This window comes from Streptomyces sp. CB01373 (assembly GCF_002803075.1).
In the GTDB taxonomy this organism is placed as follows: domain Bacteria; phylum Actinomycetota; class Actinomycetes; order Streptomycetales; family Streptomycetaceae; genus Streptomyces.
Genome location: NZ_NNBK01000001.1, coordinates 88,102 through 102,856, shown reverse-complemented (window position 1 = coordinate 102,856; position 14,755 = coordinate 88,102). Strand labels below are relative to the sequence as shown.

Sequence of the window (14,755 nt, the reverse complement as noted above, 5' to 3'; positions counted from 1 at the left end):
TTGCGCCTCTGCGGGCGATTTGAGGGACGATGGAAAACTGGCGGGCTCTGGCCCCGTTACCGACGCGAGCACATGAGCGACATCGGGCAAGCAATCGCTGGCCTGCTCTCCCGCCAGCAGACCGCCACCCTCGGCCGCAACCTTCGAGCGTGAACACCGACAACGCCGCACCCCTCGACGCGCCACGGCCAACCGTGCACGACGTCGTAGGCAGTCAGGCGACCTTGACCGCGTGGGGGCCGATGCTCACCGTCACGTCGACGCGTCCGCCCAACGCTGCCGCATAGGCTCGCAGGGTCTCCAGCTCCATGGCCTCGATGTTGCCGTTCTCGATCTGAGAAATCCGGGACTGGGAGACACCGACCAAGGCAGCGACCTCGGCCTGCGTCTTGCCGACCAGCTTGCGCAGCTCCGCCAAGTGGTAGCCGGCGATCTGAGCGTCCAGCTCAGCATCCGCCCGCGCTCGCAACTGCGGATCCGTCAGCTCCGGATGACGCCGATGTGCCTCCGCCTTGACGTCCTGCCAACGACGTGCCGGACTCATGGGCCCTCCTCCTTCGCTTGCAGCTCAGCCTTCTTCTCCTCGCGGAATTCCGCATAGCGCTGCTCGGCCACGGCCATCGCCTCCGGGTACCAGCGGGCCCAGCGCCCCGCTTTGTCACCTGCAACCAAGAAGACTGCCTCACGGTCCGGATCGAAGACGAACAGCAGACGCAGTTCACTTCGACCCCGTGAACCAGGCCGCAGCTCCTTCAGATTCGGCAGGCTGCTTCCAGTCAGGGTATCCACCAGCGGGCGCCCCAAGGCTGGCCCCACCTCTGCCAACCGGTCCAACGCGCGCTCGACAAGCAGCGCGGTAGCCGCGTCGGTCTCGCACAGTCCCAGGAACCACTGCTCCACGGGCTCCAGAAGGACGATCTCCCACGCCACCCCCTCAATATAACCCAGGCCTCATATCTCGGCAAAGACATGCACACGCAGGTCCCGGGTGTCTGGAGAGCCGGGACGGATGCACGGCAGCCCACCCCGGCCCCCGTCCCGCGACACCGGACCATCGATTAGCGTCGTGGCATGGACAGTGTCACCTCCCCCGCCCTCGCCGACGCGCTCGACGGCGGGGCGGTCGTGCTGGACGGCGGGATGTCCAACCAGTTGGAGTCGGCCGGGTACGACCTGAGCGACGAGCTGTGGTCGGCGCGGCTGCTGGCCGAGCGGCCGGAGGCGGTCACTCAGGCGCACCTGGCGTACTTCGAGGCGGGGGCGAGCGTCGCGATCACCGCGAGCTACCAGGCCACCTTCGAGGGGTTCGCGAGGCGGGGGATCGGGCGGGAGCGGGCGGCCGCGCTCATGCGGCTGAGCGTGGAGTCGGCACGGGAGGCGGCGCGGCGGGCGCGCGCGTTCGGGGTGGTACGGCCGTTGTGGGTGGCCGCGTCGGCGGGACCGTACGGGGCGATGCTCGCCGACGGCTCCGAGTACCGGGGCCGGTACGGGCTCACCGTCGACGAGCTGGAGCGCTTCCACCGGCCCCGCCTGGAAGTGCTGGCCTCTGCGGGGCCCGACGTGCTGGCGCTGGAGACGGTGCCCGACACCGAGGAGGCGCGGGCGCTGCTGCGGGCGGTGCGCGGGCTCGGGGTGCCGGCCTGGCTCTCGTACACCGTCGCCGGTGACCGTACGCGCGCCGGGCAGCCGCTGGAGGAGGCGTTCGCCCTGGCCGCCGACGCGGACGAGGTCATCGCGGTCGGCGTGAACTGCTGCGCGCCCGGCGACGCGGCGGCCGCGGCGCGCACGGCCGCCCGCGTCACCGGCAAGCCGGTCGTGGTCTACCCCAACAGCGGTGAGTCCTGGGACGCCGAGTCCCGCACCTGGGCTGGCCGCTCCACCTTCACCCCGGACCAGGTCGAACGCTGGCGGGCAGCCGGCGCCCGCCTGATCGGCGGCTGCTGCCGGGTGGGGCCGGGCGCGATCGCGGACATCGCCCGCGTGCTGGCGCCCCGGTAGCGGTCCCACGGCACCCTTACGGGGCCGACGGGCCGCCAGTCGGCCGCGCTACGTAACACTCCGCTCCGCCCGGTCGGCGACTCCCACCGGATGGAATCCGGCGATCACGGCGGTGGCCCGCGTGCTGTCCCGCCCGGAGCCGGTAACAGCCCGACCGGGGTCGTCAGGGCGTCAGCGCCCGCCCACACCCCCCGCGCGGCGCAGGCGGCGTACGACCGCTCGGAGTTCCCCGGCGCGGGGCCGGGTGCCCTCGGGAGCGGGGGGCGGCTCGGGAGGCGCCGTCCACAGGGCGAGTTCGGCGTCGCGTGGGCCGTGGCTCGTGTGTGCGGGGCCGTCACCGAAGACGCGGACCGGGTGGGTGGCGTCCCAGGGCTGCCAGCCGGGGTCACCGTCGGCGGCGAAGCGGACCCAGGCCGTGTGCAGGGCGTCGGCCAGCTCCCGCGGGGCGCCCTCACCCGCGAGTCTGCGGGAGTCCGGGGTGTCGCCGGTGTCGAAGACGAAGCCGAGTTCCAGGGCGTGGCAGGCGCCGAGGCCGGGCAGCAGCGAGGGCCAGGCGAACTCGTACACGTACGCCGAGCCGGAGCGGGCGTCGGCCAGCCGGTGCAGTGGGCGGCGCAGCAGGTGGTCGGTGACCATCTGGCCGACGATCTCGGCGGTGCCGGCGCCGGGGCGCAGCGCACGGTAGCCGCGGACCACCTCGTGCCCGCAGCGACAGCGGGCCATCGCGCCGGCCAGCGCGACCGCGCCGAGCCGGTCGACGCGTTCCACCAGCCCGCCGGGGACCAGCCACAGCCGGTACTCGTCGCTGGTCCAGCCCATGAGGAGGTCCGCTCCGCGTGCCGCGTCGCCCTCCACCAGGGCCTGGAGCGGGTCGCGCGGGACGAGGTCGCCGTCCACGACGATGCCGAAGGCGGGGCCGCCGAGGACGGGGCTGCTGAGCCGGCCGACCTCGGCCTGCGTGCGCAGCAGCAGGTTCCGGTCGACGGCGGCGAACGCCTCCGCGGTGGCGGGCACCTTCAGCCGCGCCGCCATGCGGCGCACCATCCGCCGTACGCTGCCGCGGTCGGCGGCCTCCGGCGGCCCGCTCTGCAGGACCGCGCGCCGGAACAGGCCCTGGGCCTGCGGGGCGGCGATCAGGGCGCCGATGCTGATGGCTCCGGCCGACTGGCCGCACAGGGTGATCCGGTCCGGGTCGCCGCCGAAGGCTCCGATGGACTCGTGGACCCAGCGCAGGGCGGCGAGCTGGTCGTGCAGGCCGGGGTTGGCGGGGGCGTCCGGGAAGAGTCCGTAGCCCTCGACGCCGAGCCGGTAGTTGACGGACACGAGGACTACGCCGTCACGGGCGAAGGCCCGCCCGTCGTACACGGGCACGGCGGAGGAGCCGCGGGTCAGCGCGCCGCCGTGCAGCCACACCATGACGGGGAGCCGGGCGCCGGGGTCCGGGTCGGGTGTCCATACGTTGAGGTTGAGGCAGTCGTCGCCGGGGACGACCGGGTCGGACAGGTAGCGGGCGAAGGCCTCGGAGTACGGGGGCTTCGGCGCGGTCGGGCCGAAGGAGGCGGCGGCGCGCACGCCGTCCCAGGGTTCGGGCGGCACCGGCGGCCGGAACCGCCGGGGGCCGAAGGGGGGCGCGGCGTACGGGATGCCGCGGAACACGGCCACGCCGTGTTCATGCCTGCCTCGCACCGCCCCGTGGGGAGTGGTGACCACGGGGTCCGGTCTGTCGGCTCCGTCGGCCGTCATGCGTCCACCAGCCCTTCGCCGCGTGCGCCGCCTTCGCCATGTCCGACAGCGTTATCAGGGAAGCGCCCCGCCCTCTCCTGGTATTCCGGCGCGCGGGCCGCCGGCATCGCCGCCCGGTGGACCGCTACCGGTGCTCGCTGCGGCCGAACCTGAGATAGGCGGCCAGGCCGAACACGTTGCCGAAGGCGCAGAGGGCCAGCCACGCCTGGGGCGAGAGCTGCCTGGTGTCGGGGTGCCGCGAGATGTCGATCATGCAGTAGACGGCGAGGACGAGCGCCACCAGCGGCACGATCGCCGTCCACGGGGGGTGCTCCAGCCCCGCCTGGCCCTGCCGCCCGGCCCGGGACGCAGGCGGCGCATCCTCGCGACGGTCCTGCTGCCGGGCGAGGACGGCGCGCAGGGCGCCGCGGACGGGCACGCGCACGGCCCCACGGACAGCACGGCGCCGTAGCGACGACCGCCGGGCCCTCGGCCGCGCCTCAGCCGGCCGCGAGCCCCGCCGCCCACTCGATGCCGCCGCGCAGATGGGCGCGGAAGTCCGGGTCCGCGTAGGCCTCGGAGGCGTGGCCGAGGGCCGTGTAGAAGACGCGGCCCCGGCCCTGTTCGCGGCACCACACCAGGGGGTGGTCGGCGCCCATGCCGCCGCCGCGGTACGACGACTCGTCGGCGCGGGCCAGGACCCGTACGGTGCCGCGCGGGTTGGTGCGGAAGTCGTACCACTCGTCGGTGAAGACCCACTCGGCGGGCAGGTGCCGGGTGGCCGGATGGTCCGGGTCCTCGACCAGGACCCGGCCCGGCTGGTACTCCGGGTGCCGGGCGAACCGGGCGCCGAGCAGTTCGCCGTAGTGGGGCCAGTCGTACTCCGTGCAGGCCGCCGCGTGCACACCGACGAACCCGCCGCCCCGCTCGACGTACGCCGCGAGGCGCTCCCGGCCTTCGGGGGTGAGCACCTCGCCGCTGGTGGAGAGGAAGACGACGGCGGCGAACCGCTCCAGGGGCCGGGCGAGGGCCTCCGGGTCCTCGGTGTGCTCGACGTCGAACCCGCCGAGGGCGCGCAGCGCGGCGACGGCGTCCGGGATGGACTCGTGGCGGTAGTCGGCGGTACGCGTGTGGACAAGAAGTCGACGGCCCATGGCGGACGACCCTACGCCCCGGACCCCGCACCGGACGACCCCACGCCCCCGGGCCCGCACGGCACCGGACGCCGCCCCGTCACCCCTTCGACGAGCCGTTCTCGTCGTCCTTGTGCGGGCTGCGCGCGTGTGTGGACCGCACGTGGGATCGCAGCCGGGCCGTCACGTCCTCCGGGGGCAGGAAACGTGACCAGCGTTCGGGGAACTCCGCGGGCATGTCGGGGTCCTCCGGGTCGTCGGGCTCGCTGTCGCGGGTCGAGGCGGCGCGGGCGACGTACTCGGCGATCTGCGCGTCGCGCACCCGCTCGTTGGCGGCGCGGGCCGAGGCCGTGCCGGCGGTCGGCCAGACCCGGTCGATGGCGGCGTTGACCGCCGCCCCGACGAGCACCGCGAACGCGGACACGCCGATCCACAGCAGCACGGCGACGGGCGCGGCCAGCGAGCCGTAGATGGTCGGGCCCTCCACGGTGCTGGTGAGGTAGATGCGCAGCAGGAAGCTGCACACCACCCACATGGCGAGGGCGACCAGCGCGCCGGGCACGTCCTCGATCCACGCGGAGCGCACCGGCACGGACACGTGGTACAGCGTGGTCAGGAAGACGACGGACAGCACGATGACGACCGGCCAGTACAGGATCTGGACGAGCGTCGTCGACCACGGCACGATCCGTACCACCGCGTCCGGGCCTGCCACCATCAGCGGCAGCGCGATCGAACCGATCAGCAGGGCCACGATGAACAGCCCGAAGGCCAGCAGCCGGGTCTTGACAATGCCTCGCACGCCGTCGAGGCCGTACATGACGGTGATCGTGTCGATGAAGACGTTCACCGCGCGCGAGCCCGACCACAGGGCGAACACGAACCCGATGGAGATCACGTCGGGCCGGCCGCCCTTCATGACGTCCCGCAGGATCGGCTCGGTGATCTCCTTGACGCCCTGGTCGGACAGGACCGTGCGGGAGGCGTCCAGGATGTTGCGCTCCAGGCTCGCGATGGTGTGCGCGCCGGTCCAGGAGTCGACGTAGAAGAGCAGTCCGATCAGGCTCAGCAGCAGCGGCGGCACGGAGAGCAGGGAGAAGAACGCCGCCTCGGCCGCCAGACCCAGGATCCGGTATTCCATGCACGAGTTGACCGTGTCCTTCAGCAGCAGCCAGGCGGTCCTGCGTTTGGATACGTTCCGGTAGAGGGCTCGTGCCCGGTGGAGGCGGCCGGAGGGCCTTTCGGAGGATTCGCTGGCTGACTGCTGCACGACCCAAAGGTATCTCCGTCGGTCCCCCGCACCCTCACCCGCCAGGGGGTCGGCCACCAGGCAGGGCCCCAAGGATGCCCGGCGTCCGTGTGATGCCCGCGGCCGTACCGCGCGGTAGGTTCCGTTCCATGGCATCCAGCACGCACACCGTGACCAACCAGCCGCCGCCGCTGGTCGGCTACGACGTCTTCGCCGCCGACCGGGCCCTGGCCGAGGCGGTCGGACGGCACGTGGAGCCCGGGCTGCTCGAAGAGGTGCGCGGGGAGCTGACGGCGCTCGGGCAGGCAGCCGGATCGGCGCAGGTGCAGGAGTGGGGAGCGCAGGCCGACGAGAACCCGCCGCGGCTGCGCACCCACGACCGCTATGGCCACCGCGTCGACGAGGTCGAGTTCCACCCGGCCTGGCACCGGCTCCTCGGCAAGGGCGTCTCGGCCGGGCTGACCGCGGCCTGGAACCGCCCGGCCGGACATGTGCGGCGGGCCGCCGCCTTCCTGATGTGGACGCAGATCGAGGCCGGCACCTGCTGCCCGCTGTCGATGACCCACGCGGCCGTGCCCGCGCTGCGCACCGACCCGGAACTGGCCGCCGAGTGGGAGCCGCGGCTGACGTCCGTCGTCTACGAGCGCGAACTGCGGCCCCCGCACCTGAAGGCCGGGGCGCTGTTCGGGATGGGCATGACCGAGAAGCAGGGCGGCAGCGACGTACGGGCGGGCACCACGGCGGCCAGGCCGCTCGCCGAGGACGGCGCCTACGAGCTGACCGGGCACAAGTGGTTCTGCTCGGCGCCGATGTCGGACGCGTTCCTGGTCCTGGCGCAGGCGCCCGGCGGGCTCACCTGCTTCCTGGTGCCGCGGGTGCTGCCCGACGGCACGCGCAACGTGTTCCTGCTCCAGCGGCTCAAGGACAAGCTGGGCAACCGGTCGAACGCCTCCGCCGAGGTCGAGTTCGACGGGACCTGGGCGCGCCGGGTCGGCGAGGAGGGGCGCGGGGTGCGCACCATCATCGACATGGTCGCGGCGACCCGCCTTGACTGCGTGCTCGGCTCTGCGGGTCTGATGCGGCAGGCGGTGGCGCAGGCGGTGCACCACTGCGAGCACCGCGAGGCGTTCGGCGGCAGGCTCGTCGACAAGCCGCTGATGCGCAACGTACTGGCCGACCTCGCGCTGGAGTCGGAGGCGGCGACGACGCTCGCGCTGCGTCTGGCGGCCGCCTGCGACGACGGGGGCGAGCAGGAGCGGGCGCTGCTGCGGATCGCGGTGCCGGCCGCCAAGTACTGGGTCACCAAGCGGTGCGCGCCGCTGACGGTGGAGGCCTCCGAGTGCCTGGGCGGCAACGGGTACGTGGAGGAGTCCGGGATGCCCCGCCTGGTGCGCGAGTCGCCGCTCAACTCGGTCTGGGAGGGCGCCGGCAACGTACAGGCGCTGGACGTGCTGCGGGCACTGACGCGGGAGCCGGGCGCGCTCGACGCCTATCTGCGGGAGGTGGGTCGGGCGCGCGGCGCCGACCACCGTCTCGACGCGGCGATCAAGCAGCTGCTCACCGAACTCGCCGACCTGGAGGGCATGGAGGCCCGGGCCCGGCGGCTGGCCGAACGGCTGGCGCTGGTGCTCCAGGGAGCGCTGCTGGTCCGGTTCGCGCCGCCGGAAGTCGCCGACGCGTTCTGCGCCTCACGGCTGGGCGGCGAGTGGGGGGCGACGTTCGGGACGCTGCCGCACACGCTGAACCTGGCGGCGGTGGTCGAACGGGCACGCCCCGCGCACTGATGCGGGGGTGGTGCTGCGCCGACACGGCACCACCCCCGCTTCCCGGCCCGTTCCAGGCCGTGGCGCCGCACGCGGCGGCGTTGAACAATCTTCAATGAACCCACAGCGGTTCACCAGGGTTGCGAGGGGTTGCAACATGCGGGTCCGCGTGAGCGGACCGCGGCCTTCCGGCACGGCCGTTCGGCACGGTGGACAGGGCGTCGGGGGCATGGCCCCGGCGCCGTGGGGAAGGCGGTTGCCCCGACCTCTTTCATGGGAGGACGCAGTGGCGAAGGAGCCGGTGGACGTGGCACGGCTCGTCGCCGTCGATCCGGCGCAGGCGGCACGGGTGCTCGACGAGACCCGCGCGGCGACGCTCGCCGGGCAGCGGGCCCGGGTGGCACCGCGTCCGGTGATCGGACAGTCCTGGGAGCGGCTGCTGCGCGGCGGCCTCGACCCCGAGCAGGACGCCCGCTGCGGGCTGTTGGCCCGCGAGGAGGTGAAGCGGCGGCGGGAGGCTCCCCGCTGCGGCATGCGCTGTCCGCGCTGTGGGAGGGGCTGCCGCCGGCCGGGGACGCCGCCCCGCATGTAGCCGTGGTCGCCGACGCGGAGGGCCGGGTGCTGTGGCGGGAGGGCGGCGCGCGGGTGCTGCGCCGGGCCGACGGGCTGGGCTTCGAGGTCGGCGCCGACTGGCGGGAGGACGTGGCCGGCACCAACGGGGTGGGCACGGTGGTGGTGCTGCGCCGGCCGGTGCAGGTCTTCGGCTCCGAGCACTTCCTGCGGGCCCACGCCTCGTGGACCTGTGCCGGGGCGCCCGTCACGGACCCCCGTGACGGGCGGCTGCTCGGCGTGGTCGACGTCAGCGGCCCGCTGGAGACCATGCATCCGGCCTCGCCGGCGTGGGTCGGCTCGGTGGCCAAACTGGCCGAGGCGAGGCTGCGGGAGCTGCACATGGCCTCGCTGGAGCGGCTGCGGGCCGTCGCGGCGCCGGTGCCGGCCCGGCTGGGCGGCCGGGTGATGGTGGTGGACGCCGACGGCTGGACGGCGGCGGTGACAGGAATGCCGTACACGCCGCGGGTCCCGCTGCCCAAGTCCCCTTCGGCGGGGCCCGTATGGCTGCCGGAGATCGGCCTGTGCTCCCTGGAGCCGCCGGCGGACGGCTGGTTGGTGCGGGCCGGTGCGGAACCAGCCCCGTACGAGGGCGCCCGGATCGTGCTGGACCTGACCCGGCCGCGCCGCTGCTCGGTGACCGTGCTGGGCGACGGGGACTCCTGGGCTCATGAACTGGGCCCACTCCACGCCGAGTTGCTCTGCCTGCTCGCCGTGCACCGCTCCGGCCGCAGCGCCTCGCAGCTCGCCGGGGCCGTGTTCGGCGATCCGGCCCGCAAGGTGACCGTGCGCTCCGAGATGTCGCGGGTACGGCGCTGTCTGGGCGCGTTCCTCGAACACCGCCCCTACCGCTTCCGCGAGGACACAGCCGTCGAACTGCTCCTGCCGGGCGACCCGGACGACCTCCTCCCCCACTCGACGGCACCGGCGGTTCGGGCGGCGCCGGCCGTTCGCGGGGAGCGTGCCGTCACCGTGCCGTGAGTGGCGCGGGTGAGTGACCCCGGTGGCCGCCGTTAGGTCAAGGGTTCGGCCGCCGGTGGCATCTTCCGCATATTTGCAGGGTCTTCGACCTGTCGCGGGCCGGACTGCCGTAGCATCGCCGCAGGGCCGCCCCAGCCGCTCCTCGGTCAACGCTCGGACCTTCCGTAGCAGTTGGCCCGGGTGTGCGGAACCGGCGTCCCGGAGGCGGACCGAGCCCTGAAAAGGGGGCTGTATGAAGCAGCGCGGCAGACACCGCAGGCGCAGACGGGGCAGGGCGCTGCGCGCCACCCTGGCCGGGGCCGGCCTCGCGCTGACCGCGGCCGCCACGATGATCAGCACCTCGCAGGCCACGGTCGCCGACGACCCCGGGGCCCTCAAGCCCCTCACGTCGTCGGCCGAGCTCGACCGGCTGCGGCTGACCGAGCAGCCGGTGCCCCAGCGGTCCCTCGACCGGCTCGCCAAGGCGATGGGCCGGCCGGTCGGTGTCGGCACGGTGCTCGGCGGCGCCGACCGCTCGCTGCGCGGCGCCGACGAGTGCGACGCCGAGGAGAAGAAGGCGCTGCCCGTCGCACCGGCGGCCACACGCGCGTACTGCTGGGACCCCGCCGACTCCGCCACCCCCCTGTGGCGGCCGGAGTCGGTGACCACCTCGGGGGACGCCGAGAGCGACGGCCGGTGGCGCGGCCACCGGGTGATCCTCTCCGGCTGGACGCGCGAGGCCGACGACGGCCGCGGTCTGGCCCGGGTGGCCTTCGTCGACGCCGACGACCCCGGCCACCTCACCTACACCTGGGTGCTGCTCGCCGTCCCGGTCGACGGCGGACGCGACTTCCGCGGGCTCGTCTCGCAGGTGTCGGGGATGGTCTGGTACGGGGACAAGCTGCTGGTCACCACCTCCGGCGCCGAGCGCGACGCGCTGTACGTCTACGACCTGCGCCGCATCCACCGCGCCACGGTGGGCGGCGAGGAGGTGGGCCGGGTACCGGGCGGCTGGTCGGCGCACGGCTACCGGTGGGTGCTGCCCGCGATCGCCTCCTACCGCCCGGCCGACGGCAACTGCGTCCGGGAGGCCGGCACGGACCTGTCCGCGGCGCCCTGCCCGGACGGCCTCTCCCTGGACCGCAGTTCCGCGCCGGCCAGCCTGGTCGCGAGCCAGGCCGTGCCCGCGGAGGACGGCCACCACACGCGTCTGTGGCGCTACTCCTTCAGCCGGGACCCCGGCCGCTCCGGTCTGCTGGCCGCCGACTCCGGCGCCACGGTGACCTCGACCGAGGCCTACGGGACGAAGACGGAGGACGTCCGGGGCGTCCTGTCGCACCGCCCGGGGCCGTTCGCGCCGCCGGACTGGTATCTGGGCCGCCCCGCGGACGAGGGCACCCACGGCACGCTGTGGCGGCAGGACGAGCGCGGCGCGAACGCCGCCTCCTGCGGCGCCGAGGACACCCACCGCTGCTGGGGCGACGGCACCGGCTCCCTGTCCTACTGGCAGGAGACCGGCGACGTCTGGTCCCTGTCGGGCCGGATGCTGTTCGCGCTGCCGCTGTCCGCGGTCGAACGGGAGCTGCGGTAGGCCGTCGGACGGGCGCCGCGGGAGGCCGACGGACGGGCGCCGGGCTGGCGGACGGCAGCCGCGCCGGGCCGCCGGGGCGTCCCGAGTGAGACCCGGCACCCCCGATCGACAGCGGAGCGGCGCGGATGATTCCCTGACCGGCATGACGAGCATCACCGTGACCACCTGGTCCCTGGAGCAGACCTCCCCGACCGACCTCCTGCCGGCCGCAGTGCCCGAGGGGGACGTACGGGTCGTCCGCTCCGAGATCCCCTCCCCCGAGTTCAGCCGGTTCCTGTACGCCTCGGTCGGCGGCGACATCCGCTGGACGGACCGGCTCGGCTGGTCGTACGCGCGGTGGCGGGAGCACCTGGAGCGTCCGGGTGTCGAGACGTGGGTGGCGTACGACCGCGGCACCCCGGCGGGCTATGTCGAGTTGGAGGCGCAGGACGAGGGCGTCGTGGAGATCGTGTACTTCGGGCTGATCGCGGCCTTCCGCGGCCGGCGGATCGGCGGCCACCTGCTGTCCTGCGGCACCGCCCGCGCCTGGGACCTGGCCGACCGCCGGCCCGGGTGGACGCCGACGAAGCGGGTGTGGCTGCACACGTGCAGCAAGGACGGCGAGTACGCGATGGACAACTACCAGCGCCGAGGCTTCAAGCTCTTCGACACCAAGGTCGAGGAGGAGCAGGAAGTGGCCACCCCGGGACCCTGGCCGGGGGCGTACCCGGCCTGAGCTCCAAGTGGGCGCATGACGGCGGCTGATGCGCCGGACGACACCCCTGTCCCGTAATACGGGACAGGGGTGTCCGCATGCCGGACGATGCTGGACGCTGTCCAGATCTCCGTGCCAGGCTTTCCGCATGTCTGGAACTGGAATCGCCTTGGTGAGCCGACGGCACGTCGACCACGGCCGCATGTCCAGCGCCATCTGTCCGGGGAGCTGACCTCGCCCGCCGTGGCCTGACGGCCACGAGCCCGGCGCCGCCGGCTTTTCCCGTTTTCCCTTTTCTTACCGCTTCACCTGCTGTCCCGCCCTGCGCACAGACGCGCCCGCCCGCGCGTCTGCCCGTGCGCCTGCACCCGCGCAGGTCCAGAGCCGCATTCCCGCTGTCCCGAAGGACGTATCGACCATGGCCGCCTCCCCGCAGAACCCCGCCGCGTCCGGCCGCAAGGTGAGCCGTCACCGCGGCGAGGGACAGTGGGCCGTGGGGCATCTGACCCCGCTCAACGGCAACGAGCAGTTCAAGAAGGACGACGACGGTCTCAATGTGCGGACACGTATTGAGACCATCTACTCCAAGCGCGGTTTCGACTCGATCGACCCCAACGACCTGCGCGGCCGGATGCGCTGGTGGGGCCTGTACACCCAGCGCAAGCCCGGCATCGACGGCGGCAAGACCGCGATCCTGGAGCCGGAGGAGCTGGACGACCGCTACTTCATGATGCGCGTACGCATCGACGGCGGCCGGCTGACCACCCGGCAGCTGCGGGTCATCGGCGAGGTCTCGCAGGAGTTCGCGCGCGGCACCGCCGACATCACCGACCGGCAGAACATCCAGTACCACTGGATCCGGATCGAGGACGTGCCGGAGATCTGGAACCGCCTGGAGGCCGTCGGCCTGTCCACGGTCACGGCCTGCGGCGACACCCCGCGCGTGATGATCGGCTCCCCCGTCGCCGGCATCGCCGAGGACGAGATCATCGACGCCACCCCGGCGCTGGAGGAGATACAGCGCCGCGTCCTGGGCAACAAGGCGTACTCGAACCTGCCCCGGAAGTTCAAGACGGCCATCTCCGGCTCCCCGCTGCTCGACGTGGTGCACGAGATCAACGACGTCGCGTTCGTGGGCGTGCGCCACCCCGAGCACGGGCCCGGCTTCGACCTGTGGGTCGGCGGCGGTCTGTCCACCAACCCCAAGCTGGGCGTGCGGCTGGGCGCCTGGGTGCCGCTGGAGGAGGTCCCGGACGTCTACGAGGGCGTTCTGTCGATCTTCCGCGACTACGGCTACCGGCGGCTGCGCAACCGGGCCCGGCTGAAGTTCCTGGTCGCCGACTGGGGCGCGGAGAAGTTCCGCCAGGTGCTGGAGGACGAGTACCTGAAGCGGCCGCTCGTCGACGGGCCCGCCCCCGAGGAGCCGGTCCAGCAGTGGCGCGACCACGTCGGGGTGCACCGGCAGAACGACGGCCGGCACTACGTCGGTTTCGCCCCGCGGGTCGGCCGCGTCGACGGCGCCACCCTGACGAAGATCGCCGACCTGGCCGAGGCGCACGGCTCGGGGCGGGTCCGTACCACCGTCGAGCAGAAGATGATCATCCTCGACGTCGAGGGGGACCAGGTCGACTCGCTGGTCGCCGGTCTCGAGGCCCTGGACCTCACCGCCCGGCCGTCCACGTTCCGGCGCGGCACCATGGCCTGCACCGGCATCGAGTTCTGCAAGCTCGCCATCGTCGAGACCAAGGCGCGCGGCGCCTCGCTGATCGACGAACTCGAGCGCCGCCTGCCGGACTTCGACGAGCCGATCACCATCAACCTCAACGGCTGCCCCAACGCCTGCGCCCGTATCCAGGTGGCGGACATCGGCCTCAAGGGCCAGCTGGTCGTCGACGACCGCGGCGAGCAGGTCGAGGGCTACCAGGTACACCTGGGCGGCGCGCTGGGCCTGGAGCCCGGCTTCGGCCGCAAGGTGCGCGGACTGAAGGTGACGGCCACGGAGCTGCCCGACTACATCGAGCGGGTCCTGAGCCGCTACCAGGAGCAGCGCCAGGACGGCGAGCGGTTCGCCGCCTGGGCCGCGCGGGCGTCCGAGAAGGAGCTGTCATGAGCGAACGTGCCGCCCCCTTCTACTGCCCGTACTGCGGCGAGGAGGACCTCCGTCCCAGTGAGGAGGGATGGGGGTCCCCCCTGCTCGAGCGAAGCCGAGAGCTTGGGGGAGGCGCCTGGGAATGCGCGGGATGCAACCGGGCCTTCCGGCTGAAGTTCCTCGGCCTGCTCGCCCGGGGCGTCCGGCGCGCCGGCCACGAAGGGGACGAAGAGATATGACGGCTACTCAGGAAGCAGTGAACGAAGCCGAGTTGAAGTCGCTGGCCGAACAGGCGGGCCGCGACCTGGAGGACGCCTCCGCGCTGGAGATCCTCCAGTGGGCGGCCGGCGCCTTCGGCCGCCGGTTCTGCGTCACCTCCTCCATGGAGGACGCGGTGGTCGCCCACCTCGCCTCCCGTGCGATGCCGGGCGTGGACGTGGTCTTCCTCGACACCGGCTACCACTTCCCGGAGACCATCGGCACCCGCGACGCGGTCGAGGCCGTGATGGACGTCCACGTCATCACCCTCACCCCGGAGCGGACGGTCGCCGAGCAGGACGCGGAGTACGGCCCGAGGCTGCACGACCGCGATCCGGACCTGTGCTGCCGGCTGCGCAAGGTGCGGCCGCTGGAGGAGGGCCTGAAGGGCTACACGGCCTGGGCGACCGGGCTGCGCCGCGACGAGTCCCCGACCCGGGCGAACACGCCGGTCGTCGGCTGGGACGAGAAGCGGCGGAAGGTCAAGGTCTCCCCGATCGCCCGCTGGACCCAGGACGACGTGGACGCCTACGTCGCCGAACACGGCGTGCTCACCAACCCGTTGCTGATGGACGGCTACGGCTCCGTGGGCTGCGCGCCCTGCACCCGGCGCCTGCTGGAGGGCGAGGACGCGCGCGCCGGCCGCTGGGCGGGCAACGCCAAGACCGAGTGCGGACTGCACGGCTGAC

13 protein-coding genes and 1 pseudogene are annotated in these 14,755 nt (G+C 73.4%); 8 read left to right on the top strand and 6 right to left on the bottom strand.

Annotated features, from left to right (window positions below; all coding sequences use genetic code 11):
* Positions 1–214: 214 nt before the first annotated feature.
* Positions 215–544, bottom strand: coding sequence for a helix-turn-helix domain-containing protein (locus CG719_RS00480; protein WP_100566429.1), 330 nt, complete (start codon positions 542–544; stop codon positions 215–217).
* On the bottom strand, positions 541–930 hold the full coding sequence (locus tag CG719_RS00475; protein WP_100566428.1) for a type II toxin-antitoxin system RelE/ParE family toxin: 390 nt from the start codon (positions 928–930) through the stop codon (positions 541–543). Before CG719_RS00475 ends, CG719_RS00480 begins: the two co-directional genes overlap by 4 nt.
* Before the next feature lie 141 nt (positions 931–1,071).
* Here CG719_RS00475 and mmuM point away from each other — a divergent pair, with 141 nt between their 5' ends.
* Entirely contained in the window at positions 1,072–1,998 is a 927-nt protein-coding gene (gene mmuM / locus CG719_RS00470) for a homocysteine S-methyltransferase (RefSeq protein WP_100566427.1), read from the top strand.
* 171 nt (positions 1,999–2,169) lie between these two features.
* On the opposite strand, the gene CG719_RS00465 is transcribed toward mmuM, so the two are convergent.
* The 4 genes from CG719_RS00465 to CG719_RS00450 all read right to left on the bottom strand — a co-directional run bounded on the left by CG719_RS00465 (position 2,170) and on the right by CG719_RS00450 (position 6,123).
* Positions 2,170–3,741 carry a carboxylesterase/lipase family protein gene (locus CG719_RS00465; RefSeq protein WP_199836452.1) on the bottom strand — a complete coding sequence of 524 codons (1,572 nt, stop codon included), beginning with the start codon at positions 3,739–3,741 and terminating at the stop codon, positions 2,170–2,172.
* A gap of 124 nt (positions 3,742–3,865) precedes the next feature.
* On the bottom strand, positions 3,866–4,165 hold the full coding sequence (locus CG719_RS35255; protein ID WP_159024796.1) for a PLD nuclease N-terminal domain-containing protein: 300 nt from the start codon (positions 4,163–4,165) through the stop codon (positions 3,866–3,868).
* A gap of 55 nt (positions 4,166–4,220) precedes the next feature.
* Positions 4,221–4,874 (bottom strand): ThuA domain-containing protein, encoded by a 654-nt coding sequence (locus CG719_RS00455; protein ID WP_100566425.1) that lies wholly within the window; start codon positions 4,872–4,874, stop codon positions 4,221–4,223.
* A 79-nt stretch (positions 4,875–4,953) separates the two neighbouring features.
* A complete protein-coding gene (locus CG719_RS00450; protein WP_234375357.1) occupies positions 4,954–6,123 on the bottom strand; it encodes a YihY/virulence factor BrkB family protein in 1,170 nt (389 codons plus the stop codon).
* A 128-nt stretch (positions 6,124–6,251) separates the two neighbouring features.
* On the opposite strand from CG719_RS00450, the gene CG719_RS00445 reads away from it, so the two are divergent.
* The 7 genes and pseudogenes from CG719_RS00445 to CG719_RS00415 all read left to right on the top strand — a co-directional run bounded on the left by CG719_RS00445 (position 6,252) and on the right by CG719_RS00415 (position 14,754).
* Positions 6,252–7,886, top strand: a complete 1,635-nt coding sequence (locus CG719_RS00445; RefSeq protein ID WP_100566423.1) for an acyl-CoA dehydrogenase family protein — start codon at positions 6,252–6,254, stop codon at positions 7,884–7,886.
* Positions 7,887–8,151: 265 nt separating this feature from the next.
* Positions 8,152–9,455 (top strand): annotated as a pseudogene (locus CG719_RS00440) (GAF domain-containing protein).
* 232 nt (positions 9,456–9,687) lie between these two features.
* On the top strand, positions 9,688–11,025 hold the full coding sequence (locus CG719_RS00435; RefSeq protein WP_100566422.1) for a hypothetical protein: 1,338 nt from the start codon (positions 9,688–9,690) through the stop codon (positions 11,023–11,025).
* Positions 11,026–11,167: 142 nt separating this feature from the next.
* A complete protein-coding gene (locus CG719_RS00430; protein ID WP_100566421.1) occupies positions 11,168–11,740 on the top strand; it encodes a GNAT family N-acetyltransferase in 573 nt (190 codons plus the stop codon).
* 397 nt (positions 11,741–12,137) lie between these two features.
* On the top strand, positions 12,138–13,829 hold the full coding sequence (locus CG719_RS00425) for a nitrite/sulfite reductase (protein ID WP_100566420.1): 1,692 nt from the start codon (positions 12,138–12,140) through the stop codon (positions 13,827–13,829).
* Positions 13,826–14,047: a hypothetical protein gene (locus CG719_RS00420; protein WP_100566419.1), complete on the top strand. Its 222-nt coding sequence runs from the start codon at positions 13,826–13,828 to the stop codon at positions 14,045–14,047. Before CG719_RS00425 ends, CG719_RS00420 begins: the two co-directional genes overlap by 4 nt.
* Positions 14,044–14,754 carry a phosphoadenylyl-sulfate reductase gene (locus tag CG719_RS00415; protein WP_100566418.1) on the top strand — a complete coding sequence of 237 codons (711 nt, stop codon included), beginning with the start codon at positions 14,044–14,046 and terminating at the stop codon, positions 14,752–14,754. The genes CG719_RS00420 and CG719_RS00415 overlap by 4 nt, the downstream gene beginning before the upstream one ends.
* Position 14,755 lies beyond the last annotated feature (1 nt).

Excerpts from the sequence above, each read along its gene's own strand:
- CG719_RS00480 (WP_100566429.1), bottom strand. The coding sequence starts at position 544 with ATGAGTCCGGCACGTCGTTGGCAGGACGTCAAGGCGGAGGCACATCGG.
- mmuM (WP_100566427.1), top strand. The coding sequence starts at position 1,072 with ATGGACAGTGTCACCTCCCCCGCCCTCGCCGACGCGCTCGACGGCGGG.
- CG719_RS00465 (WP_199836452.1), bottom strand. The coding sequence starts at position 3,741 with ATGACGGCCGACGGAGCCGACAGACCGGACCCCGTGGTCACCACTCCC.
- CG719_RS00455 (WP_100566425.1), bottom strand. The coding sequence starts at position 4,874 with ATGGGCCGTCGACTTCTTGTCCACACGCGTACCGCCGACTACCGCCAC.
- CG719_RS00445 (WP_100566423.1), top strand. The coding sequence starts at position 6,252 with ATGGCATCCAGCACGCACACCGTGACCAACCAGCCGCCGCCGCTGGTC.
- CG719_RS00435 (WP_100566422.1), top strand. The coding sequence starts at position 9,688 with ATGAAGCAGCGCGGCAGACACCGCAGGCGCAGACGGGGCAGGGCGCTG.
- CG719_RS00430 (WP_100566421.1), top strand. The coding sequence starts at position 11,168 with ATGACGAGCATCACCGTGACCACCTGGTCCCTGGAGCAGACCTCCCCG.
- CG719_RS00425 (WP_100566420.1), top strand. The coding sequence starts at position 12,138 with ATGGCCGCCTCCCCGCAGAACCCCGCCGCGTCCGGCCGCAAGGTGAGC.
- CG719_RS00420 (WP_100566419.1), top strand. The coding sequence starts at position 13,826 with ATGAGCGAACGTGCCGCCCCCTTCTACTGCCCGTACTGCGGCGAGGAG.
- CG719_RS00415 (WP_100566418.1), top strand. The coding sequence starts at position 14,044 with ATGACGGCTACTCAGGAAGCAGTGAACGAAGCCGAGTTGAAGTCGCTG.